Source organism: Mesorhizobium sp. Mes31 (assembly GCF_024519675.1).
Lineage (GTDB): Bacteria > Pseudomonadota > Alphaproteobacteria > Rhizobiales > Rhizobiaceae > Mesorhizobium.
Window position 1 is genome coordinate 35,563 of the sequence record NZ_JALJRL010000021.1, and the last position, 25,128, is coordinate 60,690.

General features: G+C 63.7%; 29 protein-coding genes and 1 pseudogene. 14 read left to right on the forward strand and 16 right to left on the reverse strand.

All coding sequences use genetic code 11. The features are described from left to right. The first annotated feature begins 250 nt into the window (after nt 1-250). Nucleotides 251-913, forward strand: a complete 663-nt coding sequence (locus NR193_RS27325; RefSeq protein ID WP_256753817.1) for an outer membrane protein — start codon at nt 251-253, stop codon at nt 911-913. A gap of 407 nt (nt 914-1,320) precedes the next feature. On the opposite strand, the gene NR193_RS27330 is transcribed toward NR193_RS27325, so the two are convergent. Continuing rightward, the gene (locus tag NR193_RS27330; RefSeq protein ID WP_256753818.1) at nt 1,321-1,581 is read right to left on the reverse strand and encodes a hypothetical protein; all 261 of its coding nucleotides are present in this window, start codon (nt 1,579-1,581) and stop codon (nt 1,321-1,323) included. A 74-nt stretch (nt 1,582-1,655) separates the two neighbouring features. After that, nucleotides 1,656-1,862 (reverse strand): hypothetical protein, encoded by a 207-nt coding sequence (locus tag NR193_RS27335; RefSeq protein WP_256753819.1) that lies wholly within the window; start codon nt 1,860-1,862, stop codon nt 1,656-1,658. Nucleotides 1,863-2,243: 381 nt separating this feature from the next. Between NR193_RS27335 and NR193_RS27340 the strand changes: the two genes are divergently transcribed. Beyond that, on the forward strand, nt 2,244-2,339 hold the full coding sequence (locus NR193_RS27340; RefSeq protein WP_256753820.1) for a putative RiPP precursor: 96 nt from the start codon (nt 2,244-2,246) through the stop codon (nt 2,337-2,339). A 63-nt stretch (nt 2,340-2,402) separates the two neighbouring features. Here the strand turns inward: NR193_RS27340 and NR193_RS27345 are convergent, their stop codons facing one another. Next, nucleotides 2,403-3,143: a sulfotransferase family protein gene (locus NR193_RS27345; protein WP_256753821.1), complete on the reverse strand. Its 741-nt coding sequence runs from the start codon at nt 3,141-3,143 to the stop codon at nt 2,403-2,405. Between the two features lie 872 nt (nt 3,144-4,015). On the opposite strand from NR193_RS27345, the gene NR193_RS27350 reads away from it, so the two are divergent. Together NR193_RS27350 and NR193_RS27355 are read left to right on the forward strand one after the other, a co-directional pair. After that, a complete protein-coding gene (locus NR193_RS27350; protein ID WP_256753822.1) occupies nt 4,016-4,318 on the forward strand; it encodes a DUF1236 domain-containing protein in 303 nt (100 codons plus the stop codon). 260 nt (nt 4,319-4,578) lie between these two features. Next, nucleotides 4,579-5,376, forward strand: a complete 798-nt coding sequence (locus NR193_RS27355; RefSeq protein WP_256753823.1) for a hypothetical protein — start codon at nt 4,579-4,581, stop codon at nt 5,374-5,376. A gap of 48 nt (nt 5,377-5,424) precedes the next feature. On the opposite strand, the gene yghU is transcribed toward NR193_RS27355, so the two are convergent. After that, nucleotides 5,425-6,291 carry a glutathione-dependent disulfide-bond oxidoreductase gene (gene yghU / locus NR193_RS27360; protein WP_256753824.1) on the reverse strand — a complete coding sequence of 289 codons (867 nt, stop codon included), beginning with the start codon at nt 6,289-6,291 and terminating at the stop codon, nt 5,425-5,427. Between the two features lie 259 nt (nt 6,292-6,550). Between yghU and NR193_RS27365 the strand changes: the two genes are divergently transcribed. Both NR193_RS27365 and NR193_RS27370 read left to right on the forward strand, forming a co-directional pair. Then, on the forward strand, nt 6,551-7,456 hold the full coding sequence (locus NR193_RS27365) for a S1C family serine protease (RefSeq protein WP_256753825.1): 906 nt from the start codon (nt 6,551-6,553) through the stop codon (nt 7,454-7,456). Nucleotides 7,457-7,471: 15 nt separating this feature from the next. After that, complete coding sequence (locus NR193_RS27370; RefSeq protein WP_256753826.1) at nt 7,472-8,446, forward strand: LysR family transcriptional regulator; 975 nt, start codon at nt 7,472-7,474, stop codon at nt 8,444-8,446. A 118-nt stretch (nt 8,447-8,564) separates the two neighbouring features. Here NR193_RS27370 and NR193_RS27375 read toward each other — a convergent pair whose 3' ends face one another. Then, nucleotides 8,565-9,293, reverse strand: a complete 729-nt coding sequence (locus tag NR193_RS27375; RefSeq protein ID WP_256753827.1) for an SDR family oxidoreductase — start codon at nt 9,291-9,293, stop codon at nt 8,565-8,567. 467 nt (nt 9,294-9,760) lie between these two features. On the opposite strand from NR193_RS27375, the gene NR193_RS27380 reads away from it, so the two are divergent. Then, the gene (locus tag NR193_RS27380; protein WP_256753828.1) at nt 9,761-10,360 is read left to right on the forward strand and encodes a YdeI family protein; all 600 of its coding nucleotides are present in this window, start codon (nt 9,761-9,763) and stop codon (nt 10,358-10,360) included. A gap of 6 nt (nt 10,361-10,366) precedes the next feature. On the opposite strand, the gene NR193_RS27385 is transcribed toward NR193_RS27380, so the two are convergent. Further along, nucleotides 10,367-10,996: a glutathione S-transferase family protein gene (locus tag NR193_RS27385; RefSeq protein WP_256753829.1), complete on the reverse strand. Its 630-nt coding sequence runs from the start codon at nt 10,994-10,996 to the stop codon at nt 10,367-10,369. A gap of 100 nt (nt 10,997-11,096) precedes the next feature. Then, nucleotides 11,097-11,657: a LysE family translocator gene (locus NR193_RS27390; RefSeq protein ID WP_256753830.1), complete on the reverse strand. Its 561-nt coding sequence runs from the start codon at nt 11,655-11,657 to the stop codon at nt 11,097-11,099. 220 nt (nt 11,658-11,877) lie between these two features. On the opposite strand from NR193_RS27390, the gene NR193_RS27395 reads away from it, so the two are divergent. From NR193_RS27395 to NR193_RS27405, 3 genes are all read left to right on the forward strand, one after another. Beyond that, nucleotides 11,878-12,585 carry an SDR family oxidoreductase gene (locus tag NR193_RS27395; protein ID WP_256753831.1) on the forward strand — a complete coding sequence of 236 codons (708 nt, stop codon included), beginning with the start codon at nt 11,878-11,880 and terminating at the stop codon, nt 12,583-12,585. Between the two features lie 29 nt (nt 12,586-12,614). Further along, complete coding sequence (locus NR193_RS27400; RefSeq protein ID WP_256753832.1) at nt 12,615-12,758, forward strand: hypothetical protein; 144 nt, start codon at nt 12,615-12,617, stop codon at nt 12,756-12,758. A 219-nt stretch (nt 12,759-12,977) separates the two neighbouring features. Continuing rightward, nucleotides 12,978-14,054, forward strand: coding sequence for a transporter substrate-binding domain-containing protein (locus NR193_RS27405; protein WP_256753833.1), 1,077 nt, complete (start codon nt 12,978-12,980; stop codon nt 14,052-14,054). Between the two features lie 98 nt (nt 14,055-14,152). On the opposite strand, the gene NR193_RS27410 is transcribed toward NR193_RS27405, so the two are convergent. Further along, nucleotides 14,153-14,422, reverse strand: a complete 270-nt coding sequence (locus tag NR193_RS27410) for a hypothetical protein (protein ID WP_256753834.1) — start codon at nt 14,420-14,422, stop codon at nt 14,153-14,155. 30 nt (nt 14,423-14,452) lie between these two features. Continuing rightward, nucleotides 14,453-14,764, reverse strand: a complete 312-nt coding sequence (locus tag NR193_RS27415) for a hypothetical protein (protein WP_256753835.1) — start codon at nt 14,762-14,764, stop codon at nt 14,453-14,455. A gap of 378 nt (nt 14,765-15,142) precedes the next feature. On the opposite strand from NR193_RS27415, the gene NR193_RS27420 reads away from it, so the two are divergent. Continuing rightward, nucleotides 15,143-16,765 carry an ABC-F family ATP-binding cassette domain-containing protein gene (locus NR193_RS27420; protein ID WP_256753836.1) on the forward strand — a complete coding sequence of 541 codons (1,623 nt, stop codon included), beginning with the start codon at nt 15,143-15,145 and terminating at the stop codon, nt 16,763-16,765. Nucleotides 16,766-16,839: 74 nt separating this feature from the next. Here NR193_RS27420 and NR193_RS27425 read toward each other — a convergent pair whose 3' ends face one another. After that, the gene (locus tag NR193_RS27425; RefSeq protein ID WP_256753837.1) at nt 16,840-17,277 is read right to left on the reverse strand and encodes a VOC family protein; all 438 of its coding nucleotides are present in this window, start codon (nt 17,275-17,277) and stop codon (nt 16,840-16,842) included. 130 nt (nt 17,278-17,407) lie between these two features. Beyond that, nucleotides 17,408-17,848: a hypothetical protein gene (locus NR193_RS27430; RefSeq protein WP_256753838.1), complete on the reverse strand. Its 441-nt coding sequence runs from the start codon at nt 17,846-17,848 to the stop codon at nt 17,408-17,410. Between the two features lie 362 nt (nt 17,849-18,210). Between NR193_RS27430 and NR193_RS27435 the strand changes: the two genes are divergently transcribed. The 3 genes and pseudogenes from NR193_RS27435 to fusA form a co-directional block, all read left to right on the forward strand. Next, a complete protein-coding gene (locus tag NR193_RS27435) occupies nt 18,211-18,573 on the forward strand; it encodes a hypothetical protein (RefSeq protein ID WP_256753839.1) in 363 nt (120 codons plus the stop codon). Nucleotides 18,574-18,765: 192 nt separating this feature from the next. Then, nucleotides 18,766-18,936: a hypothetical protein gene (locus tag NR193_RS27440; RefSeq protein WP_256753840.1), complete on the forward strand. Its 171-nt coding sequence runs from the start codon at nt 18,766-18,768 to the stop codon at nt 18,934-18,936. An 88-nt stretch (nt 18,937-19,024) separates the two neighbouring features. Further along, nucleotides 19,025-19,930, forward strand: a pseudogene (gene fusA / locus NR193_RS27445) (elongation factor G); the annotation flags it as partial. Between the two features lie 59 nt (nt 19,931-19,989). On the opposite strand, the gene NR193_RS27450 reads toward fusA, so the two are convergent. The 5 genes from NR193_RS27450 to NR193_RS27470 all read right to left on the reverse strand — a co-directional run bounded on the left by NR193_RS27450 (nt 19,990) and on the right by NR193_RS27470 (nt 25,038). Next, nucleotides 19,990-20,631, reverse strand: a complete 642-nt coding sequence (locus NR193_RS27450; protein WP_256753841.1) for a glutathione S-transferase family protein — start codon at nt 20,629-20,631, stop codon at nt 19,990-19,992. A 137-nt stretch (nt 20,632-20,768) separates the two neighbouring features. Continuing rightward, on the reverse strand, nt 20,769-21,482 hold the full coding sequence (locus NR193_RS27455) for a hypothetical protein (protein ID WP_256753842.1): 714 nt from the start codon (nt 21,480-21,482) through the stop codon (nt 20,769-20,771). A 98-nt stretch (nt 21,483-21,580) separates the two neighbouring features. Further along, nucleotides 21,581-23,122 (reverse strand): FAD-dependent monooxygenase, encoded by a 1,542-nt coding sequence (locus NR193_RS27460; protein ID WP_256753843.1) that lies wholly within the window; start codon nt 23,120-23,122, stop codon nt 21,581-21,583. Nucleotides 23,123-23,452: 330 nt separating this feature from the next. Further along, complete coding sequence (locus NR193_RS27465) at nt 23,453-24,061, reverse strand: alpha/beta hydrolase (RefSeq protein ID WP_256753844.1); 609 nt, start codon at nt 24,059-24,061, stop codon at nt 23,453-23,455. Next, the gene (locus NR193_RS27470; protein ID WP_256753845.1) at nt 24,061-25,038 is read right to left on the reverse strand and encodes a glutathione S-transferase family protein; all 978 of its coding nucleotides are present in this window, start codon (nt 25,036-25,038) and stop codon (nt 24,061-24,063) included. The genes NR193_RS27465 and NR193_RS27470 overlap by 1 nt, the downstream gene beginning before the upstream one ends. Nucleotides 25,039-25,128 lie beyond the last annotated feature (90 nt).

Here is a 25,128-nt window from a genome sequence, read left to right on the forward strand (position 1 = left end):
TCCGCGTCGGGGCAAGGTGGTGGCGGGGGATAGCAAGATGCCGGGTGAAAATGCATGCCCGTCGCCCGGTTTGCCGTGAAGACACTCCGGCCCGTGTCGACAAGCTTCGCTGATGTGGGGACGGCGATCTGTTGCCGCCGTGCAACTGCGTCCGCCGAAACGGCCCGCTGTTGATACTTTTGATACTTTTGGTTGCAGTCGCTGGTTTGGGTTGTGATATCGCTATGGATTAATTGGTGCGGAGGTATCTATGAAACTGGCGCTGCTCTGTTCAGTTGCATTTCTGGCGGCCTCGTCCCCGGTCTTGGCGGCGGATCTCATTGAGCCGGTTGCCGCCATGCCTTTTTCCTGGACCGGCTTCTATGGTGGTGTTCAGGCGGGTGGCGGATGGAACGACAGCCGCTGGTCACAGACGACCAACCCGACCTTCAACACCAACGGGTCCGGAGGTATTTTCGGCGGCCAGATTGGCTACAACTACCAGATCAATCAATTCGTTGTCGGCGTTGAAGGCGATTTTGCAGGCTCGACCGTGAAGGGCGACAACCAGTGCTCGAACGTGCTGGGTACAACCTGCGAGGCCAAGCAGGACTATCTGGGCTCGGTGCGTGGACGCCTCGGCTACGCGGTCGACCGGTTTCTGATCTATGGCGACGCTGGCGTTGCATTCACCAAGTATAAATTCGCCGAGGTTGACGTCTTTCCTCAATCGTTTGGTGGCGGGTCTCGGGTGGGCTGGACCGCGGGCCTCGGCGCCGAGTATGCTTTCACCGATCATTGGACCGTCGGCGTCGAATGGAATTATTACGATTTTGGCTCCAGGGCCGGCGAAAGCGATGTTCAGCCAGGCTTCTTCGTCGACAATCGCGATACGGAAAATGTCGTCGTCGGCAAGATCAACTACAAATTCTGAGACAGGCAGCGTCAAGCTGTGACATGCGGACCATCTCGATCTGATGTTCGGATGGCAGGCTCTGGGAAGCGGACTGCGTGGACATCTGCCGCATCGCTGGCGCGAGGGTAAACGTCACGGAAAAATGGCCCGGCGGCCAGGTGCAAAGGGCGGCACGCCGGGCCCAGCCGGCTTCTGGCGGTCGCCGGCTGTTTTTATATTCGCAATCTCTAATGTTTAATGCAAGGCGGCTTCAAACCTCTCCTGGGGATAAAGGCCTTTGGGCCTTGGCTCTCAGAAGCCGGCCGCTCCCGCCACCATCAACATCAGCATGACGACCGCCGCGCTCAGACGGCGGCCGTTGCCAGGGTTGCTGCGTTCGGACGAATTCTGCGATGGGTCCTGGGCGGCGGCGATTTCGGCATCGCTCAGTAGCGGCGCAATTCGCAGACGCGCACCTTCTCGATGACCCAGTGATGATGGCGCCAATGCTTCCTCACCTTCACGAAGCAATGGCGGTTGTGATGCTTGCGCCAGTGATGATCGCGCCAGCGATTGTCGCGCCAGTGGTGCCGGCCCATATTGCCATTGTCCGTCGTGATGACGAGGCTTGCGGCTTGCGCCGGGGCGACGATGACCGGGGACAGGACGGAGATGGCGACAAGTGCCGAAAGAATGAAGTTTTTCAAAGTGGATATCCTCCGCTATTAGCATTTGCTCATGTCAATTCGAAAGGCGGCAAAATGTTCCGCCGCCTGCTCGATCAGTTCGCGGCCCTTGGATCGGCCGCCTGAAACGATCGGGCCGGTGGCGAAGACAGTGCGCGTTGATCCGATGGCTGTTCGTTCAGGTAGAGCGAGCCGCCCAGAACAAGGAACACGATGCCCACTGCCAACAATCCCACCATCAGCACGGCAATCGCCGTGCCCGGACCGTGGCCTGTGTTGACGATGGTGGATCGATAGGGCATCGCACTTTCCTCCCGACATGGATCCGGCGGTGCCGGAGACCTCGCAGCAAACGACCAGCGTGGCCGGATGTTCCCCTTGGCCGGCTCCAATCCGGTCCCATCGGGCCTTTGCGTTTTCGTATGGGACCAAGGTCTTAGGTGCCGGCCGCAAAGGTCCGAGAGCCCTGTTCGGTTCCGGCAATGTCCATTGGACGTTCCGCTATTTTAGTCAAGACTGATATAATAGGGCGTCGCATCGAGGGGCTACGACCGGGCTAAAACATAGCCGGCGAAGCGTCTCGTCGGGCCGGCGTTGGCAGGGTGTCCTGCGCCGCTCAAAACGGATTGACATGGCAACGCCCGGCGGCGAATTAGCGCAGTCAAACAATGCATGGGGCGACAATGAAGAAGATCTACGAGAAGCCGGTCCTGGTTCGCCGGGAAAAACTGACGAACGTCACGGCCCTTAGCGGGCCATCCGGGCTGCCCAAGGGCTGACCGGCCGGCAATCTGAAATAGCGCTTCGAGCGGCGCTGTGCTTATGGCGGTCCAATTGCGCGACTACCCCAGCCACCACCACAGTGCCGCGATCACCGCCACCACGGCGGCCACCGTCAGCCCCAGCATGATGTAGGAGCCCTTGATGATGTCGCGGATGATCTTCTTGATCGTTTCGCGGTCGTTGAGGTTGGGGAAGGGCTCGTCTGGTTCGGCGACGCCAACGAAGCGACACAGCGGCCCCCAGCCTTCGGTCACGTTGTAGACCAGCAGCTTTTCCGGAGGCACCGCCGCCTTCACCTCCTCGACATAGGCCTTGTAGCGCGCCACCGCCTTGTCGCGGTCGTCCATCACGCCGGCCAAGGTGCGGCCCCAGACCAGCTTCCTCGACATGTCGCCGAATTTCCGGCCGAATGGCGTCAGCCATTCCAGGATCTTGAACTGCCAGACATTCTCGGTGAAGTAGATCGTGTCGATCGTGCTTTCGTACCAGGCCTCGGCGCCGCGCGGGTGCAGCGTCAAAAGCACCTTGGCGTCGGGATAGGCAACGAGCAGTTCCTTCCACACGCAACAGCCCGGATTGTCGACGGTGGCCTGATAGTTGGCGAAGACGCGGTTCCAGTCGTGCTGGATGCCGGGCGGGCTGTTGGCCACCATGCGCCAGAAGTCGAGATGGCCCTTGTTGGCCTTGTTCATGATGACTTCCTGCATGTGGTATGAGGGAAGGCCGAGCCTGTTCAGCGCGGCAAAGGTCGACCACGTGCCCGTGCGGCCGAAACCGGCCCCAATCAGTTTGAGCGTCATTCCCCCATCCCCCACCCCATCCGCATCCGGCGTGGATCAGTATTTCCAGCCGCCAGGACCGGGCCGCTTGTACAGGGAATGATGTTGCGCCTGTGCAGGCTTTCGCGCAATGGTTTTGCGCGCAGCGGGCGCTGGAGGGAGCGACCAGCAATGCCTCCGGCGGCAATATTTTTAGAAATGGCTAATATTTATGACCGGTCACGTTTCGGTGAGCGGCGCTCACGCGGCCTGCTAGCGCTGTCCTACCAACCCATCCACTCGCGCGTGCGCCAGGCAAGGCCGGCAAACGGCGCCATCAGCGCGATCACGACAAACATCAGCGTGAAGGGATGCCTGGTCACTGAGGGTCGGGGAGCCATCTGGTCTTCATCCTTGCTGGTGATTTTTGCCACAACGTCATCGAGATCACATGGTTGCATGCGGACCAGATTGGTCGTGCCGGCGATGTTGGAACCAAGCCGCGACCCTTGCGTTTTTCGATCGCGACCGGTGAGGCTGCCACCTCCGCCGGGCGCCGTTGAAGGCTCGCCCTGCTCCCGGCGGGGCGAGCCTTTTTCGTACCCGAGAAGAGCGGCTGGAACGACATTGCGCGCTCAATGTTAGCTGCGTCCTCGCTTTGAAAGGCCGTGCCGCGGCACCCTTTCAAGGCGATAGTCCTCATGATTGTTCTCAAGTTATTCTGCCAGTCTACGGAAATTTTTCCGTTAACTTGGAAGCATATAATCCATTGATGCACGTTGGCTGGAATAACGAAAATCGCCACACGCTCGATTAAACAACACATTTATTCCACAATTCGAAATGGAACCTCGTGGCGATGATCGAGTTTTCGTCCCAGGGTGGCTTTCAGATATCCCAACACGGAGGTTGTTATGAAACATTATCTTTCGAGTGCGACTGCCGCGATCATCCTGATGAGCGGCATGGGTGTGGCTCTGGCGGAAAACGTCGTCGTCGTCCAGCCGGAACAGGAGACGGTCATTCGCGAATACGTCAAGAAGCAGCCGCTGGCGTCGGTGAACCTTCTGGGCGTAGAGCTCAAGCTGGGCTCACCGGTACCGGACACGGTTGAATTGCGCGAAGTGCCCAACGTCAAGTACCGCGTCGCCGTGATCAATGACCAGACTGTCCTGGTCGACCCCGAAACCCATCAGATCGTCGAAGTCCTGCACTGACGATCGCCTGACAACCGGCATCGTGCCGGGTTGGTCTTTTGGAAAAAGCCCGCCATCGACGCAAAGTCGTGGCGGGCTTTGTCTTGCAGCAGGCCGAGCAGCGCGCGGGCCGGGCGCATCGATCGCCGCGACCCGCGTGATCGGCCGCATGCTTTGGGCTGGAAAACCGGCCCGCCAGGGTGCAGGGTGCGACCATGCGGGACATTCGTGCGCTGGCTTTCGCGGCCGGCCTTTTCGGCGGAAGACCTGAAAGCCCTTCGATGACCATCCAGCCAGTCGAGATGAGTGTTCGCGACGACGCGCCCCGCATCATGCTTCTGCTTGGCAGTGCGCCCGACGCGGTGCGTTGCGAGCCGTGGCCGAAGCAGGCCTTCAGCCGGATCGTTGCCATCAACAATGCCTGGCGCGTGCGCCCCGACTGGGATTTCCTCGTCCATGCCGGCGATTTCCCGTCGGACCGGCTGCCCCACGACGCGAGTTTGCGGCAGGCTCAAATATTCAGCGCCACGCAGTATGTTCCGGCGCAGAACGCCTTCGGGGGCTTCGTCTATGCCGGCGCCACGATGGCGCTGACCGCCGCCTACTGGACCATTCACAGCCAGAAGCCCGATGTGCTGGCATTCCTGGGCTGCGACATGATCTACGACCGGCCGGGCAAGACGCATTTCTACGGCATCGGCCGTCCCGATCCCTTGCGCGACGACGTCACCCTGCGCAACCTCGAGGCCAAGTCGGCGCGCCTGCTCGTGCAGGGGCTGCAGCATGGCTGCCTGTGCATCAATCTGCCGGACCTGCCGCGCAGCCGGCTGGTCTTTCCCAGGCTCGCCTTCGACGCGCTCGGCGGTCTTTCGCTGGCGCGGATTGCCGAAATGAGGGCGGAAATCCTCGGCAACATCCGGCTCGACAAGGCCGAAAAGGCCGAGGAGATCGAGAAGGACCTCGGCTATTTCTACGAGGACGGCATGTACTGGAACCATCTCGACGAGATCGACGAGACATTCCTTGCCGACATCGACCGACTGTGGATGTCGGCGGTCGAGAAGGAACGGGTGGGCTGAAGCGGCCAACCGTCCCCACGAGGGAGGTTGGCACGTTTTCGGCTGGGTTTACTCGGCCGCCAGTTTGTCCTGCGTCTTCGTGTCGAAGTCGCTGGCGTCGTGGCGCTCGTGCAGTTGCAGGGCCGGCTCGCCAAAGGCGCGGTTGACCATGCGGCCGCGCTTGACAGCCGGGCGGGCGTCGATCGCCTGCGCCCAGCGCTGCACGTTCTTGTAGTCCTGCACGGACAGGAACTCGCCGGAGTCATTGTACATGCGGCCAAGCGCCAGCCCGCCATACCAGGGCCACACCGCCATGTCGGCGATGGTGTAGTCCTTGCCGCCGAGATATTCTGATACGGCGAGGCGACGGTCCAGCACGTCCATCTGGCGCTTCACCTCCATCGAGAAGCGGTCGATGGCATATTCGAATTTTTCCGGCGCATAGGCGTAGAAATGGCCGAAGCCGCCGCCCAGATACGGCGCCGAGCCCATCTGCCAGAACAGCCATGACAGGACTTCGGCGCGGGCCGGCTGTTCGGTTGGCAGGAATTCGCCAAACTTCTCGGCGAGATAAACGAGGATCGAGCCGGATTCGAAGACGCGGACCGGCGTCTTGCCGCTGCGGTCCATCAGGGCGGGGATCTTGGAGTTTGGGTTGACCTCGACGAAGCCGCTGCCGAACTGGTCGCCATCGTTGATCCTGATCAGCCAGGCGTCGTATTCGGCGCCCTTGTGGCCGCGCGCCAGCAGTTCCTCGAGCATCACGGTCACCTTGACGCCGTTCGGCGTCGCCAGCGAATAGAGCTGCAGCGGGTGCTTGCCGACCGGCAGTTCCTTGTCATGCGTCGGCCCGGCGATCGGCCGGTTGATGCTGGCGAAGGCGCCGCCATTCGCCTTGTTCCAGGTCCATACTTTCGGCGGGGTGTAGTCAGTCATCTCGGGGCCTCGTGTCTTGGGGGGCTTGTGGGAAGGAAGGGCGGTCCATCTACAGCTAGGGCTGCGGACGGGGAAGTTCAACTTGCGTTGAACTATTGTTTATGAAGGTCTCTTACCCGGCCCTTCGCAGGCTCAGGGCGTTCGAAACTCGAAAAGCCAAGCAATTGGCTTTTCGTGGCCTCCGGCCACCGTTCCTCACCCCTTGCACCATCTCCTGCGTGGCATACCTATAGAAATACCACGTACCAGGAATGACAGCATGACCATCACTCCCAATCCGCGCTCCGTCGTCGCCGTGCGGGCCACCGTTCCCGACGATGCCTTCACGGCCGGAGCGCTCGGCACGCTCAGGGAAGGCAGCGGCGTCGTCATCCGTGACGACGGGCTGGTGCTGACCATCGGCTATCTCATCACCGAAGCGGAGGAGGTCTGGCTGACCAGCCAGGACGGCCGCGTCATCCCCGCGCACGCGCTGGCCTACGACCAGGAATCGGGCTTCGGCCTGGTGCAGGCGCTGGCGCCGCTCGGCCTGCCGGCCGTGGCGCTTGGCGATGCCGGCAAGGCCAAGGTCGGCGACGCCGTGGTGCTTGCCGACGGCGTCGGCCGCTCGGTCCAGTCCAGGATCGTCACCAAGCAGGAATTCGCCGGTTACTGGGAATATCTGCTCGACGAGGCGATCTTCATCGCACCGGCGCACCCGTCCTGGGGCGGTGCCGGGCTGTTCGGTGCCGATGGTTCGCTGCTCGGCATCGGTTCGCTGCGCCTGCAGATGAGCCGCAACGGCGAAGTGGCCGATATAAACATGATCGTGCCCATCGATCTGTTGCCGCCCATTCTCGACGATCTCCTGACGCGCGGCCAGGTGGCCAAGCCGCCGCGCCCGTGGCTCGGCGCCCTCTCGGCCGAAAGCGATGGCAGGGTGGTGGTGATGAGCGTGACCGAGGGCGGTCCGGCGGCCAAGGCCGGCCTGCGCCAGGGGGACGTCATTTCCGAGGTCCGCGACGGCGCGGTCGATGGGCTCGCCGATTTCTATCGCAAGCTTTGGGAGAGCGGTTCGGCCGGCGCCGAGATCCCGATGCGGGTGGTGCGCGACGGCCGCGAAACCTGGCTGCGCGTCAAGTCGGCCGACCGCGGCAGTTTCCTGAAAAAGCCGCAGCTGCAGTAGGCGCTTCGCCCGACGATGCATCCGAGACTGCTCAAGACCTTCCTGGCGGTGGCGCGAAGCCGCAACATCACCCGCGCCGCCGAGACGGTGCACCTTGCCCAGTCAAGCGTCAGCGACCAGATCCAGGTGCTCGAGGCCGAGCTTGGCGCGGCCCTGTTCACCCGCGCGAAAACGGGTCTGGAGCTGACGCCGGCGGGGCTGGCGCTGAAGCCCATCGCCGAAGACCTGCTGCGGCTCGATGGCGAGGCGCGCGCTGCCGTGCAGGCGGCGGCGGGGCAGACGATGGGAGTGCTGACCATCGGCGCGCTGGAGACGATCGCCTCCGCCCGGCTGGCGCCCTGGCTGCCAGGATTCCAGGCCAGCCATCCCGACATCACCGTGCGGATGAAAGTGACCGACAGCGGTACGCTGCTGCGCCAGCTCGAGGACGGCGACGTCGATGTCGCGTTCTGCTTCGACCGTCGCGGCTTTGCGCAGGGCGCGTCCGATGAACGCCTCGCCAGGCGCACCATCGTGGCCGAACCGCTGGTCCTTATCGCGGCTCCGGCACAGGGCACCGCGCCAGGCGGCCTTGCCGGGCTTGCCACACTGCGCTTCGTGGCGACCGAGCCCGGATGCATCTACCGGCACATGTTCGACACAGCCTTTGCCGAGGCGGGTGTCGATGCGCCAAAACTTGCCGCCGAAGTCGGCAGCATCGGCGCTATTGCACGGCTGGTGGCCGCCGGCGCGGGGCTCGGCCTCGTTCCACGCCTTGCCGTCACCGATGCGCTCGCGCGCGGCGACATCGTCGAACTGCCGTGGCCCGGCCAGGCACAGACGGCGCCGCTGACGATGATCTGGCGGCGCCGGCGCGTTCAGCCGCCGGCGCTCCGGCACTTGCTCGCCGCCGTGCGCGACACGCTGGCGCCGGTGCCCTCTCGCTCCGAGGCGAGTTCAGGACTTGAATCGGCCAATCGTTCCAAAGCCTTGTTTGCAAACAACTCCTGACGGAAAGCCGCCACCGCCTAGAGCATGATCCCGAAAAGTGGAACCCGGTTTTCGGGAAAGATCATGCTCAAACAAAGAGATAGAGCCCCATCCCGATTCCATCGGGATGGAACAGGCTCTAGACCAGGCGATGCCCGCCCTCCACATGCAGGGTCGTTCCTGTCGTGAAACCGTTGCCGATCAGGAAGAAGATGGCGTCGGCGATATCGTCGGGTTGACCGATCCGCCCGACCGGCAGCCGCTCGGCCATCGCACCAAGCGTCTCGTCTTTCCTGTCGCCGACAACCTTCGCCCAGATCGTGGTGTCGACCCAGCCGGGCGAGACGGCGTTGACGCGGATCGGCGCCAGTTCCACCGCCAGCGCCCGCACCAGCCCTTCGAGCGCGGCATTGACAGCGGCGACCACCGAGCCGCGCGCGGCCGGCCGATAGGCGGCGATGCCGGAGACGAAGGTCATCGAGCCGCTGACGCCAAGCAGCGGCGCGCCGTGCTTGGCGAGCAGCAGCGGGCCGTAGAGCTTGCTCTCGACCACGCGTTGCGCCGCCTTGAGTTCAAGCGCCGGCAACAGCTGATAGGCGCCTTCGATGTCGGCGGCGGTGCTGACGATGTGGTCGAGCCCGCCCATCCCGGCGAAAAGTGCCGCGACCTCGTCCTCGCGGGTGATGTCGATAGCGGTGACCTCCAGGCCGGGGGGATTGCCCAGCACCTCGCGTGCCTGCCGCAGCCTGTCCTCGCCGCGTCCGGCGATGATGGTCTTTGCACCGGCCTCCACGCAGCGCCTGGCCAACGCCAGGCCCATGCCGGAGCCGCCGCCTACGATGAGGATTTTCTGGTTCGAGATTTTCATACCGCTCTGCCTTCGTTTGGATGGACAAGGGCAGGGATTGGCAGTTCGGCCCGGCAAGCGGAAACGGAAGAAACCGATGCTGTTATCGGAAATGCCGATGGTGGCGCGGTGAGGCATGGAAGCTTGGCCAAGTGGCGCTTGAGCGCCCCCCTCTGTCCTGCCGGACATCTCCCCCACTCGGGGGGAGATCGAATGTCACCTCGGCTTTCGCCAATCTCCAAGTTTGCAGGAAGAATGCCGTCGGCGGAGCCGCCAATCTCCCTCCTTGTGGGGGAGATGTCCGGCAGGACAGAGGGGGGCGCGAAGGAACGCCGTACGCGCCGACAAGTTTGCTGACGCAAACTGACAGGGACCCATGCCAAGATGCCGGCCGATGACGATGGCCGCGATTCTGGCGGCGGAAGCGACAGGGAAGCAGGAGACATGGTGATGCAAGCGGCAAGAGCACTGCACGGGCAGGCCGGCTGATGGCGCCGGTCAAGGTCGACCCAGGCAAGGTCAGGGAATTCCCGGACCCGGCCAGCTTCCATGCCTGGCTCGGCAAGCACCACGCCACCGAAACCGAAGTGTGGATCAAGGTGCACAAGGTCGGGTCCGGGCTGAAGTCGATCACGCCCAAGGAAGCCATCGACGTCGTGCTGTGCTTCGGCTGGATCGATGCGGTGCGCAAGGGGCTGGACGACAAGAGCTTTCTGCAGCGCTACACGCCGCGCGGCAAGAAGAGCATCTGGAGCCAGATCAACATCGACAACGTCGCGCGGCTGGTCGCGGAAGGCCGCATGACCGAGCATGGGCTGAAAGAGGTCGAGGCGGCCAAGGCGGACGGGCGCTGGGCGCGCGCCTACGGCAGCGGCAAGGAGATGAAGATCCCCGACGACCTGCAGGCAGCCATCGACGCCGAACCGGCAGCGAAAGAGATGCTGGACAAGCTCAGCGCACAGAACCGCTTCGCGCTTGCCTTCCGCACCCACAACATGAAGACCGAGGCCGGGCGCAAGAAGAAGATCGAGACCTTCGTCGCGATGCTGAAGCGCGGCGAGACGATCCATCCGCAGGGCAAGAAATAGGGCCTTTCAGGCGCCCGAGTGCGGATCGATGCTGTATGGGTGCACCGGGTAGCCGGGGCCGATGGCGTCGCGCACGCGGCCAGCCCATGCAACGAATGCCGGGTAGTCCGAGAGACGGAAGCCGCAATCCTCGGCGCGATGGCTGTAGGCATAGACGGCGATATCGGCGATCGTGAAGTCGTTGCCGATGAGAAACGGCGTATCGCCGAGGCTGCGATCCAGGGCTGCGAGTGTGCGGGCGCCGGCTTCGCGCTTGCCCGCAACCATGCCCTGGTTGCGGTCGAGCCGTCCGGTCAGCGTCCAAAAGCGCAGCGAGCCGATGACCGGCTCGACATTGTATTGTTCGAAGAACAGCCACTGCATGACCTTCGCGCGGCGATAGCGGTCCGCCGGCAAAAAGGGCGTCCCTTCGGCGAGGTAGGTGAGGATCGCATTGGATTCGGCGATGGCGCTCCCGTCTTCGAGCTGAAGCACGGGGACCGCACCGGCCGGGTTGAGGTCAAGGAAGGCGTCGGTGTGGCTCTCGCCCTCGAAGATCGAGACAATGCGACTGTCATACGGGATGTCGAGCAGCCCGAGCAGGACCCGGACCTTCCAGCCATTCTGCGATGGCAAATAATCATGGAGCGTGAGCATGGCCCATCCTTCCGCCGTGGTGGGAATAGCGTTCGCATGCGGCCTCGCCACTCGCCACCCGATTCCTGCGCCGGGCATCCGGCGCCGGTCCGAGGCGGTGCTACAGGCTGCTGCCGGCAAGGATGATGCCGAAGCCGGCAAGGCAGATGGCGCTGGCTCGGCGCAGCGACCGCTGGCCGAGCAGGTTTGAGCCGCTGCGGCGGACCACCAGACCAACGACGATCCAGGCCGCTCCGGCAAGCGCGACCAGCGCGGCGATGGTGACCAGAAACTGCGCTGTCATGCCTTCGCTCTGGACCAGCAGCGCGACGATCATCGCCTTGGGATTGATCAGCGTGGTGACGAAGACCTGCCTCACCGTGACCAGCCGGACCTCGGCGCCGTCGTCCTTCGTGGTCCAGACGCTGTAGGCGAGCCAGAGCAGCCACAGCACCGCACAGATCCGCACGCCCGTCCGCAGCTCCACCTGGTTCGCGGCCGGGATCAGGGCGGCGAGGGCGGCGACCGCCAGGATGATCACCATGTAGGCAAGCACGGCCGCGGCCAGCATCGGCACCGTGTGCCGCACTCCCGACGAAACGGCCGAAAAGGCCAGAAGGATGTTGGTCGGTCCGGGCGTCAGCAGCAGCCCGCCCAGTGCCAGCAGATCAAGGTCGAGCATCCGAGGCTGTTGTCCCGCATCGTGTCAATCGGCCGGACTGTTAGCGGCAGCAGCGCCAGGAGTCGAGTTGACACGCTGCCGCTGCGCGCCCAATTCATGCACTGCATCGAACAATGATTGTCCCGCGTCTAATCAATCCATCCAGCCCGCGCGATTGTTGCGCGTGGTTGCGGTGCGCGGGAGCGAACAGGACTGGATGAGGCCCGAAGGGAGCTGCGTGATGACCGGGAAGACAGCGCGTTCGGGCAAGGTCGCCCTCGTCACCGGCGCCAATCGCGGCATCGGCCTGGAAACCGGGCGCCAGCTGGCAAAACTCGGCTTCGCCGTGCTGCTTGGTGTGCGTGATCTCGCCAAGGGCGAGGCGGCGGCGAAAGGACTTGATGGTCATGTCGAGGCCATCCAGTTCGATGTGGCGGCGCCTGACGCGGCATCGCAGGCGGCCACTGAAGTGCAGCGCCGGTTCGGTCGTCTCGACGTGCTGATCAACAACGCCGCCATCCACTATGACACCGGCGCGCGGGCGCTGCGGCCGGACTGGACGGTGATCCGCGAGGCGTTCGAGACCAATGTGTTCGGCGCCTGGCGGGCGGCGTCCGCGTTTGCGCCGCTGCTGAAGGCCAGTGGCCATGGCAGGCTGGTCAACGTTTCCTCCGAGGGCGGCTCGCTGACCTCGATGGGGGCAAGGGCGCCGGCCTATTCGACGTCGAAGGCGACGCTCAACGCGCTGACCTGCGTGCTGGCGGCGGAATTGCGCGGCACCGGCGTGCTGGTCAACGCCGTCTGTCCGGGCTGGGTCGCCACCGACATGGGCGGACCGGGTGGACGCCCGGTCGCGCAAGGGGCGGCCGGCATCGTCTGGGCCGCGACCTTGCCGGACGATGGCCCGACCGGCGGCTTCTTCCGAGACGGCAAAAGGCTGCCGTGGTGACCGGCGATCCTGCTCAAGAGGAGGCGAAGATGAAGATCGAAATTCCGGGCGCGGGCATGATCGGCGGCACGGTCGGGCCATTGTCGCAGGCGAGGCGGTTTGATCGGGGCATCGATGTCTTCGACAGCGATATGAGCGGGCCGCAGGTTCGGGCGTCGCTTGGCGTCGCTTGAGGCGGTTCAACATCTGAATCGTGAAATTGCGCTAACTGCTTGTTTTTAGACAAGTCGTCGCCTGGACTGTCGTGCGCCGAGCGGCGGGCGTCGACATCGCCGATGGACGAAGGACGGCACGGCGGCTACTTTTCGAAAGGCCGCGATGATCGAGCGGCAAAGCTGGTCGCTGGGAGCCGCTGGGAGCCGTAGCCGTTGAGAAGAGTTGCTTCGTGGACGATGGCACTGGTTGTCATTGTCGTCGTCGCGTGTGTCGGGGCTGGCGCCACGGTCGCCCAGACTTCCTCCGACCTGTCTTCGAAGGAGATTTCGGTCGGGATAAAGGCCGCGCCGCCTTTCGCCTTCAAACTGCAGGACGGCAGTTGGTCCGGACTGAGCATCGACCTCTGGCAGAAAATAGCCGGGCGGCTCAACCTTCGTTTCCGCTATGTCGAGGTGCCGACCGTGCAGGACCAGATCGATGGCGTCGTCAGCGGCAAGTTCGATGCGGCGATGGCCGCGATCACCGTCACGGCCGACCGCGAAAAGGCCGTCGACTTCACGCAGCCCTTTTTCTCGACCGGGCTCGGCATCGCGACACCGCTCAACAATCAACCGTCATGGCGGCCGGTGATAAATGCACTGACGTCGTTCGGTTTCCTGCAGGCGGTGCTGGCGCTGATCGTCATATCGGTCGTTGTCGGCGTTTTGATCTGGCTGTTCGAACGTCGCCACAACGATGATTTCGGCGGCGGCGTCGCCAAGGGCCTGTTTTCCAGCATGTGGTGGTCGACCATCGCCGCGACGCAGGCCAGCACCGGCGACTTCGGCCCGCGAACCGTGCCGGGACGCGTGCTCGCCGCGATCTGGATGATGGGATCGATCATTGCGATTGCGGTGTTTACCGCCGGCGTCACATCGGTCCTGACGGTAACGCAGATGGAAGGGATGGTGCAGGGCGAAGGCGACCTCGCCGCGGTCAGGGTCGGCAACGTGCGGGATTCGTCGACGGCTTCCTATCTGGATTCGACGCATGTCCGCCATCAAGGCTTCGCCTCGATCCAGGAAGGCCTCGACGCGCTGCGTGCCGGCAAGATCGACGCGCTGGTTCACGACAAACCCTTGCTCGGCTGGCTCGTCGGGCAGAACTACGCGACGAGCCTGCAGGTTCTCGACGCGACCTTCGACCAGCAGCAATATGCCATTGCGCTGCCGCTCGGCAGTCCGTTGCGCAAGCCTCTCGATGTCGCCTTGCTGCAGACCGTCGAAAGCGACTGGTGGAAGCAGGCCGTTTTCCAGTATCTGGGTGAGAAGTAGCCAGACAGGGCTTGGTCCCGCGGGCCGCGCGCAGGAAAAAGCCGCCCTCGTTTCCGAGCGGCGGCCTTTTCCCGGGGAGGAAGTCAGGAAGAGAGTGATCAATAAGCCTTGGCGTGCTTGTTGCCGTGCTTCTTGCCGGTGTGCTTGTGGGTGTGCTTCTTCACATGCTTGCGGTGCTTCTTGACGTGCTTGACGTGCTTGTGCGCGGCGGCCTGGACCGGTTTGCTGACGGCAGCGGACGCCGCCGGGGCAGTGCTCGTCGCGGCCGTGGTGGTCGCGGCCGCATTGGCCGTGCTGGCGCCGACTACCGGCATTGCGAGGCCGAGGGCAATGGCCAGGGCGAGCGCGGAGAGGAGGGGCTTGTTCATGATCGACATTCCTTCAGGGTTTGATTGCTGTCACTGGTTCAGGTCGACCGGCGTCACGCCAAGAAGTTTCAAGGCGTTGGCCAAGGTCCGGATGCCTTGTGCCTGCTTGCGCTCGGCACAGAACCGGTTCGCCTTGTTCTGGAGTGCCGTTGCCTCGGCGATCTCTGTCGCATTGGCACCGGGGCTGGCTTTGGTTTCGATGGCCTCGTCGAGTTGAAGACTGAGCCGGCTGCAATATTCGCTCCGGGTCACCGCCGCTTCCGCACCCGACTGTGCGACCGCAAGCATGGCGAGCGAAATGCCTGTCAGGGCACCCATCCATCCGGTCGAACGTCGTTGCATTGTCGGGACCATCCCTTTGCACTGTGCGGCGACCCGCTTCGGTCGCCGCGGGATGGTTATGACAGGCGATTTTTTCGCCAGTTTTTCCGGACTGTTGAATCTTGTTTCCGGAGTGTGTCTGGGGGCATTTTTCCCTTCTCCCCCTGTGGGAGAAGGTGGCCGAGCGAAGCTCGGTCGGATGAGGGGTGTTCAAGAAAACACCAACGCATCATTCCGTCCAGCACCCCTCAACCGTCTCGGCGCTGCGCGCCGATCCACCTTCTCCCACAAGGGGAGAAGGAAGAGCGTCCCGCCGCTGCGGCGCTACTGCCTCTTCCTTTGCCGCCATCCTTCGCGTAAGGCGCCGGGCAAATCCTTTCATCGCAGCCCGGATTCCCCATGATCAGACTTGAAAGCATCAGCAAGCAGAACGGCCGTCAGCTCGTCTTCATCGAGGCGTCGGCCTCGCTGCAGAAGGGCGAGAAGGTCGGCCTCGTCGGACCCAATGGCGCCGGCAAGACGACACTGTTTCGCATGATCACCGGCCAGAAGCAGCCGGACGAAGGCCAGGTGCAGGTCGATCGCGGCGTCACCATCGGCTATTTCAGCCAGGATGTCGGCGACATGGCGGGCCATAGCGCGGTCGCCGAAGTGATGAACGGCGCCGGACCGGTGAGCGACGTGGCGGCCGAGATGGCTGAACTGGAAGCGGCCATGGCCGACCCCGACCAGGCCGACCGCATGGACGAGATCATCGAGAAATATGGCGAGGCGCAGCACCGCTTCGAGGAGCTCGACGGCTATGCGCTCGACGGCCGCGCGCGCGAGGTGCTCGACGGTCTCGGCTTTTCGCAGGAGATGATGGACGGAGACGTCGGCAAATTGTCCGGCGGCTGGAAGATGCGCGTGGCGCTGGCGCGCATCCTTCTCATGCGCCCCGATGTCATGCTGCTCGACGAGCCGTCCAACCATCTCGACCTCGAAAGCCTGATCTGGCTGGAATCCTTCCTGAAGGGCTATGACGGCGCGCTGCTGATGACCTCGCACGACCGCGAGTTCATGAACCGCATCGTCAACAAGATCGTCGAGATCGATGCCGGTTCGCTCACCGCCTATTCCGGCAATTACGAATTCTACCAGCAGCAGCGGGCGATCGCCGACAAGCAGCAGCAGGCGCAGTTCGAGCGCCAGCAGGCGATGCTGGCCAAGGAGATCGCCTTCATCGAGCGCTTCAAGGCGCGCGCCTCGCACGCCGCCCAGGTGCAGAGCCGGGTGAAGAAGCTCGACAAGATCGACCGGGTCGAGCCGCCCAAGCGGCGCCAGATCGTGAATTTCGAATTCCAGCCGGCGCCGCGCTGCGGCGAGGATGTCGTCACCTTGAAGAACGTGCACAAGGCCTATGGCAACCGCAGCATCTATGAGGGGCTCGACTTCCAGGTCCGCCGCCGCGAGCGCTGGTGCATCATGGGCGTCAACGGAGCCGGCAAGTCGACGCTGCTGAAGCTGGTGGCCGGCGCTTCCGACCCGGACAATGGCACTGTGGCGCGCGGCCCGAGCGTCAAGATGGGCTATTTCGCCCAGCACGCCATGGAGCTGCTGGAAGGCGAGCGCACCGTGTTCCAGACGCTGGAGGACGCGTTTCCGCAGGCCGGCCAGGCGCCGCTCAGGGCACTCGCCGGCTGCTTCGGCTTTTCCGGCGACGAGATCGAGAAGAAATGCCGCGTGCTGTCAGGCGGCGAAAAGGCGCGGCTGGTGATGGCGCTGATGCTGTTCGACCCGCCCAACCTTCTGGTGCTGGACGAGCCTACCAACCATCTCGACATCGCCACCAAGCAGATGCTGATCGAGGCGCTGTCGCAATATGAAGGCACCATGCTGTTCGTCTCGCACGACCGGCATTTTCTGGCCGCGCTTTCCAACCGCGTGCTGGAGCTGACACCCGAAGGCATCCATACCTATGGCGGCGGCTATACGGAATATGTGGAGCGGACGGGGCAGGAGGCGCCGGGACTGAGGAGCTAGTTTCACAACGGATCCTTTGTGTGAGACGCGCTCGCTGACATTGGTTGCCCTTCGTCATTGTCGGCGTCTTGCGCTCAGCTGAGTTCCTGGGCGAGTCCGATGAGGAGGCCTCCAGGCCCGCGAATGTAGCAGAGCCGATACGCGTCCTTGTACTGGACGACTTCGCCTACGAGCTGCGCGCCGCGATTGCGGAGCCTCTCAAGCGTATCGTTGACGTCGTCCACGGTGAACATGACGCGGAGGTAGCCCAGAGCGTTAACCGGGGCGTTGCGGTGGTCCGCGACGGCTGGCGGCGTGAGAAAACGGGATAGCTCGAGGCGGCTGTGGCCGTCTGGTGTGCGCATCATGGCAATCTCGACGCGCTGATCGCCCAGTCCAGTGACACGTCCGGCCCATTCTCCTTCGATCGTGGCCCGCCCTTCGAGCTCAAGGCCGAGCTCGCGAAAGAAATCGATCGTCTCTTCGAGGTCATCGACGACGATTCCGACATTGTCCATCCGTTTGAGAGCCATGGGTCCAATCTCATGTCTGTATCAAAAGCTTCCGGTCTTCGGCCCGGAAAAAGGCGGCTGTCGAGTTGACGCCGCCCTCTGGAGTTTTCCGTCTGACCTCTTGTCCGTCGAAGGAACGGGGTGAGGGCGCTTACTTCAGCGAGATGGCCATGCCGCTGAGATCGGCGTTGACTTGCAGGCCGACCTGCTTGCCTGTGAGTTCGAGTTGGGCGCCCTTGTCATTGGTCATGACGATCACCTGGGCGCCTTTGCCGATCGCTCCGCCACCGCCCGCCGCACCGTAGACACCCGTCACATCGCGTGCACGCCTGATGTGGCGCACGGTACCGCGGAAATAGGTCTTGGAAACGCCGAAGGCGAGGCCGCCCGAGACGGCACCGACCGAGATGGGATAGCTTTTGCCATGGAAGGTGAACGTGCCCTCGCCGCCGGAGCCACCGACGAAGAAAGCCGCCTTGTAGACGGCGAAGCGGATCGTGCCGCTGTCGGCATGCGCGGCGCTGGCAAAGCCAATACCAGCGGTGGCGATGGCGGCAACCGCGATTGAACGAAATCCGGACGAAATTCTCATGATGGGAGCTCCTGGAGGTCGCCGCTTACCCGGCCGGGCTCGTCAGCGTATCAAAGTTACAATTGAACAGTCTCGCCTGTCATTGGTTCCAAGCACTTGGCCTGAATCTGGCGGCGAGCAGATCGCCACGAAGCGGGTCCGATGGCAAGCGCAGGGGCTGGACATCGCGTATACGTGATTGGTCGGCGGAGGCGCCGGCAAGGCATGCCGAAAGCGGTGGTCTCATCGTCGCCAAGCATGGGAAGCCTCAGGCAAAACGGAGCGTCTTTACCCGCGAGGGGGCCTGCCAGATATATGGCGCCGGCCATTTCGCTACGGTCATGCGGAATTTAAGATGATGCGATTCACGGGAAGGGCTTCGGATGAGAATTGCGATGGGAATTGCGGTGTCGGCGTTGGCCGCGACGGTGGCTGGATGCGCGACGTCTCCGGTCGACTATGGGGCGTCGCTTTCGCAACAGGACCAGAAATGGGCGTCGCCGGAATGCCAGCAGGCCCGGGCGCAGGCTTCGGACTACGCGGTTCGCGAGAAACAACATCCGGGTTGGGAATTCGCGGCACTTGGCCCGTATGGGTTAGGCATCATAGCGGCCACCAAGGAGGCCGAGCAGAAGCAGCGGAAGCTGTTCGCCCGCCAGGTGCACCTGCAATGCTCGAGCCTTCCGCTGCCGAAGGAATTGCAGGGCGATTTGAGCCCGGCGGTCGCAAAGGCGAAGTATCCGTAGCCGCCGTGAGCCCAGAGGCTTGCCTGGCTCACATATATTGGCCCGCTCTCGAGGTCATACCGCCCCCGACATCGATCAGCACATTGATCCCAGGGTCGAAGCGCTGGACGCGAGCGTTTATGTCACCAGCCTTTGGAACGCAAATGCATCCGCCAAGTTCTCAGCGTCAGGACAAGCGAAGGGACATCCTACATGCTGACTGCCGTTCGAGCCATGATTGGCCAAGCCCGCTTCACCACCGCGAAGAGCGAACCTGAGGCGCAGAGCACCCGGCAGACGCCGATCTCGAAGGAAATCGATACGCTGGCCGCGATCCGCCTGACGGACATGGCCGGCCTGGGGACCTGGTCGCAGGACCGCTGATTGGTTTCGGTAGGCAACGGCGCCGTAGCTGCGGCCGACATTAGATCGTCAACGTGCCTCACCCGTTGCGGACATCCGGCCAACCTGCAAGCATATCGTCATGGAAAAACCTGCCGCGCCATGGCCTTTGCTGCAAATCGCGATCGAGGCGAAGTCGAGAGCCGATGGGGGGAAGTTGCGTATCGCCCTGTCGAGGTTGGCGGACGAGGATCCCTGCTTCCACGTCAAATGGGATGAGGAATCCGGTCAGACGATCATCGCCGCCACGGGCGAAGTGGAACTCGACAGCATCATTGACCGCGTGCGCCGCGAGTTCAATCTTGCGGTGAATGTCGGCGCCCCGCAGGTTGCCTATCGCGAGACGATCACCCGCAGCCACCAGCAGGACTACACCCACAAGAAGCTATTCGCCGGCACGGGTCAGTTCGCCCGCGTCAAGATTATGTTCGAGCCGAACGCGTACAATCCGGACTTGGTGTTCGCGTCCAGGATCGTCGGCGGTGCGATCCCGGACGAGTATGTGGCGGGGGTCGAAAAGGGGCTGCGCAGCGCTCTGTCGGCGGGGCCGTTCGCGGGCTTTCCGATGATCGGCGTCAAGGCTATGCTGGTGGACGGCGCCTGGCACGAGACCGATTCCTCCGCCTTGGCTTTCGAGGTTGCGAGCCGCACCTGCTGTCGCGAAGCCGCGCCGCATCTCGGCGTGCAACTGCTTGAGCCGATCATGAGGGTCGAGGTGGTGACGCCTGCGGATTATGTCGGCAGCATCACCGGCGAACTGAAGAACCGCCACGGCCGGATCGGGGACCAGGAAAGCCGCGATGTTGCCGTCGTCATCCATGCCACGATGCCGCTCGCAAACATGTTCAAACTGGAGGGGATACTCTGGTCGCGTTCGAACGGGCAGGCACGCTTGAGTGCCTTCTATGCCGGACACGCTCCCGTTCCGCTCCCTGACGATCGTGACCCGCCGCCCGCTGCGGCCGCGTTCGCCTGACGTCCGCACACCGCCGCTGTGGTCGCTCCGAAAGGTTCCAACCTGCTGTCGGCCCAGCTTTATGATGGGGCGTTGATCGCAAATTGCGCGGCGAAAGCTCTGCCATAAGCGGGCCGAGCTTCCCCGCGCGCAACATAGGCGGCCAGGTTTTGATATTCGTCCAGAATGCCGGACATTCTCAGGCGAAGCAGCACCGATACCATCAACAGATCGCCGGCGCTGAACGCATCATCAAGCCAGTCGGCGCCGCCCAAGTGAGCCGAGAGCTTGTCCAGCCGGGCGCGAACACGGTCCTTTACCAACGGCAGGCGCTCCGCGCTCCAGGACCTGTCAGCTTCGAATATTCTTGCTGTCGTCAATTCGAGGATGGGCGGCTCGACGGTGTTGAGTGCGGCAAACATCCAGGTGATGGCGCGCGCGCGCGCATCGCGTTCCCGGGGCAGCAGGCCCGCATGCTGCTCGGCTAGATGAAAGATGATCGAGCCGGTCTCGAAAAGGCACAGAGAACCTTCCTCATAGGTGGGGATCTGGCCGAAGGGATGGATGGCCAGATGGCCAGGCGCCTTCATCTGCGCGAAGGAAACGAGACGAACCTCATAGGGCTGCCCGACTTCTTCGAGAGCCCAGCGAACGCGCGTATCGCGCGCCAGTCCCTTGCCGCCATCGGGCGATCGTTCAAAGGCTGTGATGGTGGGGGTCATTGGCAGCTCCGGGTGATTGGTCGGGTGTCGGTTCCTGGTTGCGCCCAGAGGACGAACGGCCGGCGTCATTTCCGACAAGCTATCTCGTTTTTCGGCCACTGGATTTCGCGACTGAACCGAAGGAAGGCGGCCACGTTCTAGCGCAGCAGGCCTTCGGCCTCGAACGTGTCCCAGCCTTCCAGCTTTGGCCGTGGAGCATCATCCTTTCCCGAATTCCTGGGACCGCGCGCCTTGCGCTCTCGTTTTCCGGCTCGCGTCAGCGCGGCCTTGCCGGCACCGCGCCGTCTGTTCTCGGATGCTTCCTGCGCATCTTCCTCCCGCCACGCGCTCGCCAGGTCACGATCGAGAATGTCCTCGATGTGGCGTGGATCGAAGACATGGAAGGTGACGGACTTGGATCGCCCGCGCATCTTCACGGTACGGGTGCCTATGCTTTTCAGGCGACCATCCTTGAGCCATTTGTGACGCTCGCGGGCGGAGATGGTGAGAATGTCCTCCGCCTCGCGCGGAAGCACGGCCAGTGCTTCGACCCCCTCCAGCGTCCTGGAGATGGTTGCCGATGCGGCCTGGAACGCATCCGCATCGGCTTGCAACATGCGCAAAACGATGCGGCCCGTTTCAGCCTTGGCGAACTTCCTCACCGTCCACGGCAGGCGGGCTCGAATTTCGCGTTCGATCCCCTTCAGGCGCAAGGAGGAGCCAAGCGTCGCTGATGGCGGCAGCGGCCATTCTGCGACCACAGAGGCGGTGCTGCTCACGCCCGGCCCGGACGTGCGATCAGGCGCGGCAGCAATTGCCGCCACGAGGCCACTCAGGATCTTTCGAAAAGAGCCGCGCTTCTTGCTTGCCATGTTTCATGTTCGCTCATCGGGCGCCTTCATGGAATGATAGGTTGCACAGCAGACAACCGAAATCAGGCTCAAACAGTTCCTTTGGCACGCGCACGCACTTATTCGGGTTCGCCAAACCATCGCGCCGCGGCCTGGGTGGCCTCCTCGAAATCAGGTTCAGCCTCAGCGGCCCAGGCGACGATGCCATCGGGGCGCACCAGCACGGCGCTCAGGCCCAGCCGATCCCTGGCGTCTCCCGCGACATAGGTGATCCGGCCGCTCCAGCGGCTTGCGAGCGCTTGAAGGGGAGGGTGGGCATCGAAGTCCAGCAGCAGGCCTCGCCCGTTCCTCAAGCGTTCGCCGAGCCTCGTCCCGTCGGCCAGTTCGAAATCGGGCGCGCTGCGGCCCTCCAGTGGGTGACTGCCGCCAAGATCGTGGCGGAGGGAAACACCCCATACCCGCTCGGCGAAATAGGTCGCGCCGTCGCGGGTGCCGATGAGATCGCGGATGATGGCTTCGAGCGCGCGTGAACTGCGGCTCGGCCGCATCAGCGCGACCTGGGCGCGCGACCAGTCGAGAACCTGCGCCCCCACCGGGTGCCGCTCATCGAAATAGCTGTCGAGCAGGCCGGCCGGCGCGTCGCCGCGGATGGTCGCGGCGAGCTTCCAGCCGAGGTTCATTGCGTCGCCGAGCCCGAGATTGAGCCCCTGGCCGCCCAAGGGAGAATGGATGTGCGCGGCGTCGCCGGCGAGCAGCACCCGCTTGTTGCGGTAGGCGGTCGCCTGGTAGGCGCGATCGGTCCAAGTCGTGGCGAGATGGAGAGCGGTCAAGGTGACCTCGGTGCCGGAGACGCGGCGCAACACCGCCTGCACATGCTCGAGCGTGATCGGCCGGGTTCGGTGGAAGGCGCCGCCGTCGAAGTCGACCATCGCGATGGTGCCTGGCCGTGAGTAGGTGTACATGCCCGCCGGCGTGTAGTGGCGGCCCAGGCTCAGCCTGTCCGGATCGGCCATCTCGACTTCAACGGAATAACCGGTGAACTCGGCCTCGGTGCCGGTGAACGCAAAGCCGCCAAGCTTGCGGACCGTGCTGCGGCCGCCATCGCAACCGACGAGCCAGCGTGCGTGAAAAATCTCGCCGCCGGCGCGGACGGTCACTTCCTTATCCGACTGGCTGAAGCCATCGACGCCGAGGCCGCGCCTGATCTCGACGCCCATGGCGCTCGCGCGGGCGGCAAGCACGGTTTCGAGATGCTCCATCTCGACCGCCATGCCGGTGCCCGCCGGGCCTGGCAGGCGATAGGGCCATTTCGCGGTGTTGACGGCGTCGAGGTAGAACTGGATGCCGGCGAAATGGCCGCCCGGGCGGCGCGGCTGCTGCATCCAGTGCGCGGCGGCCAATTTGCCGCCGCCCGAGCCATCGTTCGCGGGCGGCGCTGCAATGTCGTCCAGCAGGCCGCGACGGTGGAAGGCCTCGATGGTGGGCACGGAAAGGCCGCGCATGCCGAAGGGAAGCCGCTTCAACGGCGAGCGCGGGTCTTCGGCCTGCTCCAGCACCAGCACCGACAGCCGGGCGAGGCGCAACTCACAGGCGAGAAACAAGCCGACTGGGCCGCTTCCGGAAATTACGACGTCATAAAGGGGGGGATGCAGGTCGTGCATGGACTACTCCTTGGTCGATGTTCGACCGGAGCGTTCCTCGAGCTTGAACACCACACGGACGAACGGTTGGACGCTTGAGCAGCGTCCGATGTTCGTCGTGGGGATCTCGTGCACGAAGCCAAAGACCAGAGCTTCCGTTACCGAAAGGACTTGGGCTTACCAAACCAAGTCTGCCTTTTCCGACACGGGCTATATAACGTCGCTGCGATTGATCTGCAACGGCGGCGGCCGGGGCGACGCCCTTGGGGCCAGAACCGTAACGGTCGGGTCCAGAGCATGTCGGGCGCACCGGGCAGGAAGCGCCGGAGCAAGATGGGCAGCGCAGAACGGCTATTGGCCCAATCGGGGCAGGATTTCGTCGAGGAACCTGGCTGCTTCGGCGAGGCCGGCGTTTGAAACCTGGTGGCCGAGACCGGGCTCGATCGCGATCCTGGCCCGGACACCGGCCGCCTTTAGCTGCTCCGCCGCCCGGATGCTCTCGCCAGAAGGCATGATCGGGTCGGCGTCGCCGTGAACCAGGAGCAATGGCGTGCCGGTCGCGGGCGCGAGGGGTGGCGGCGATGCCAGGCGTCCCGAGAAAGCGACCACCGCCCCCACAGCCCAACGTCCGCTGGCCAGCGCGTCGAGTGCCATGATCGAGCCTTGTGAAAAGCCGAGCAGGGCTACGCGATCAAGCGCATTCGAGTAACCGTGTTGCTCGATCAGAGTGGCGACAACCGCGTCAAAGCCGGGCCGCGCCGCGACGACGCGCCCGGGGCGGTTGGCCTCGGTGACGCCGATGACGCTGAACCATTCGCGATGCGGGCCGCTGCCATGGGGCGCATCAGGGCTTTCGAAGGCGAAGCCGGGCAGTGCGTGTGCCAGCGCCCGACCGAGCACTGCCATGTTGGCGCCGTTGCTGCCGACGCCGTGCAAGAGAATGACCAGGCCGCGATCCATCAGCTCTGCCCTGTCACGGAGACGGGCGCCAGGCCCGGCAGGTCGGGCCCTTTCGGCACGATGCCGTTGGGGTTGAGGGCCTTGACCGAATAGTAGCCGGCCTTGATGTGCTCGATGCTGACGGTTTCAGCGACCCCCGGCACGGCAAGCATCGCAGCCATATAGGCACTCAGCGCCGGATAGTCGGCGAGGCGCCGCAGATTGCATTTGAACAGGCCGTGATAGGCGGCGTCAAAGCGCACCAGGGTGACGAATAGCCTGATGTCGGCCTCGGTCAGGGCATCGCCCAGAAGGAAAGGCCCACCCTTGTCGAGCCGGGCCTCGAGACTATCGAGCATCGAGAACACGTCATCGAAGGCTTCCTCATAGGCGATCTGCGTGATGGCGAAGCCGGCGCGGTAGACGCCGTTGTTGAGCCGTGGATAGATATCCGCGTTGAGCGCGTCGATCTCGGCCCGCAACGGCGCGGGATAGAGATCCGGTCCGCTTGCGAGGTCGCCGAAGCCCGAGTTGAGCATGCGCACGATATCGGCGCTCTCGTTGTTGACGATGGTGCCAAGCTGCTTGTCCCAAAGGACCGGCACGGTGGCACGCCCGGTATAGAGCGGGTCGGCTCTCGTATAGATTTCGTGCAGATGGCGGGCCCCGTTGATGTCGTCAGGGCCAGTGCCGGGATAGCCGCCGAACGCCCAGCCTTCATCATCCAGGCGCGGGTTGACGATGCTGATGGAAATGGCGTCCTCAAGCCGCTTGAGCTTGCGCGCGATCAGTGTGCGGGATGCCCAGGGGCAGATGAGCGCGACATAGAGATGATAGCGGCCCGCTTCGGCGGCGAAACCGGCATCACCCGTCGGTCCGGCGCTGCCGTCGGGCGTCACCCAGTTGCGAAAGCCGGAAACCTGCCTGACGAAGCCGCCCTTGGCATCGCTTGCCTGCACCGGCTGCCAGTTGGCCGTCCATTTTCCTTCAATGAGCATCGTCTTCGTCCTTCACCGCAATCGCCGCGGGATTGTCCACGGGGGTAGCGGCGCGCCACTTGACCGATATCAACTGGCGCGTCGCGGCTT

Excerpts from the sequence above, each read along its gene's own strand:
- NR193_RS27400 (WP_256753832.1), top strand. The coding sequence starts at position 12,615 with ATGAAGATCGAAATTCCGGGCGCGGGCATGATCGGCGGCACGGTCGGG.
- NR193_RS27415 (WP_256753835.1), bottom strand. The coding sequence starts at position 14,764 with ATGCAACGACGTTCGACCGGATGGATGGGTGCCCTGACAGGCATTTCG.
- NR193_RS27405 (WP_256753833.1), top strand. The coding sequence starts at position 12,978 with ATGGCACTGGTTGTCATTGTCGTCGTCGCGTGTGTCGGGGCTGGCGCC.
- NR193_RS27410 (WP_256753834.1), bottom strand. The coding sequence starts at position 14,422 with ATGAACAAGCCCCTCCTCTCCGCGCTCGCCCTGGCCATTGCCCTCGGC.
- NR193_RS27385 (WP_256753829.1), bottom strand. The coding sequence starts at position 10,996 with ATGCTCACGCTCCATGATTATTTGCCATCGCAGAATGGCTGGAAGGTC.
- NR193_RS27340 (WP_256753820.1), top strand. The coding sequence starts at position 2,244 with ATGAAGAAGATCTACGAGAAGCCGGTCCTGGTTCGCCGGGAAAAACTG.
- NR193_RS27470 (WP_256753845.1), bottom strand. The coding sequence starts at position 25,038 with ATGCTCATTGAAGGAAAATGGACGGCCAACTGGCAGCCGGTGCAGGCA.
- NR193_RS27390 (WP_256753830.1), bottom strand. The coding sequence starts at position 11,657 with ATGCTCGACCTTGATCTGCTGGCACTGGGCGGGCTGCTGCTGACGCCC.
- NR193_RS27355 (WP_256753823.1), top strand. The coding sequence starts at position 4,579 with ATGACCATCCAGCCAGTCGAGATGAGTGTTCGCGACGACGCGCCCCGC.
- NR193_RS27450 (WP_256753841.1), bottom strand. The coding sequence starts at position 20,631 with ATGACCCCCACCATCACAGCCTTTGAACGATCGCCCGATGGCGGCAAG.
- NR193_RS27440 (WP_256753840.1), top strand. The coding sequence starts at position 18,766 with ATGCTGACTGCCGTTCGAGCCATGATTGGCCAAGCCCGCTTCACCACC.
- NR193_RS27465 (WP_256753844.1), bottom strand. The coding sequence starts at position 24,061 with ATGGATCGCGGCCTGGTCATTCTCTTGCACGGCGTCGGCAGCAACGGC.
- NR193_RS27435 (WP_256753839.1), top strand. The coding sequence starts at position 18,211 with ATGAGAATTGCGATGGGAATTGCGGTGTCGGCGTTGGCCGCGACGGTG.
- NR193_RS27425 (WP_256753837.1), bottom strand. The coding sequence starts at position 17,277 with ATGGCTCTCAAACGGATGGACAATGTCGGAATCGTCGTCGATGACCTC.
- NR193_RS27395 (WP_256753831.1), top strand. The coding sequence starts at position 11,878 with ATGACCGGGAAGACAGCGCGTTCGGGCAAGGTCGCCCTCGTCACCGGC.
- yghU (WP_256753824.1), bottom strand. The coding sequence starts at position 6,291 with ATGACTGACTACACCCCGCCGAAAGTATGGACCTGGAACAAGGCGAAT.
- NR193_RS27345 (WP_256753821.1), bottom strand. The coding sequence starts at position 3,143 with ATGACGCTCAAACTGATTGGGGCCGGTTTCGGCCGCACGGGCACGTGG.
- NR193_RS27375 (WP_256753827.1), bottom strand. The coding sequence starts at position 9,293 with ATGAAAATCTCGAACCAGAAAATCCTCATCGTAGGCGGCGGCTCCGGC.
- NR193_RS27325 (WP_256753817.1), top strand. The coding sequence starts at position 251 with ATGAAACTGGCGCTGCTCTGTTCAGTTGCATTTCTGGCGGCCTCGTCC.
- NR193_RS27430 (WP_256753838.1), bottom strand. The coding sequence starts at position 17,848 with ATGAGAATTTCGTCCGGATTTCGTTCAATCGCGGTTGCCGCCATCGCC.
- NR193_RS27365 (WP_256753825.1), top strand. The coding sequence starts at position 6,551 with ATGACCATCACTCCCAATCCGCGCTCCGTCGTCGCCGTGCGGGCCACC.
- NR193_RS27335 (WP_256753819.1), bottom strand. The coding sequence starts at position 1,862 with ATGCCCTATCGATCCACCATCGTCAACACAGGCCACGGTCCGGGCACG.
- NR193_RS27420 (WP_256753836.1), top strand. The coding sequence starts at position 15,143 with ATGATCAGACTTGAAAGCATCAGCAAGCAGAACGGCCGTCAGCTCGTC.
- NR193_RS27350 (WP_256753822.1), top strand. The coding sequence starts at position 4,016 with ATGAAACATTATCTTTCGAGTGCGACTGCCGCGATCATCCTGATGAGC.
- NR193_RS27370 (WP_256753826.1), top strand. The coding sequence starts at position 7,472 with ATGCATCCGAGACTGCTCAAGACCTTCCTGGCGGTGGCGCGAAGCCGC.
- NR193_RS27460 (WP_256753843.1), bottom strand. The coding sequence starts at position 23,122 with ATGCACGACCTGCATCCCCCCCTTTATGACGTCGTAATTTCCGGAAGC.
- NR193_RS27380 (WP_256753828.1), top strand. The coding sequence starts at position 9,761 with ATGGCGCCGGTCAAGGTCGACCCAGGCAAGGTCAGGGAATTCCCGGAC.
- NR193_RS27455 (WP_256753842.1), bottom strand. The coding sequence starts at position 21,482 with ATGGCAAGCAAGAAGCGCGGCTCTTTTCGAAAGATCCTGAGTGGCCTC.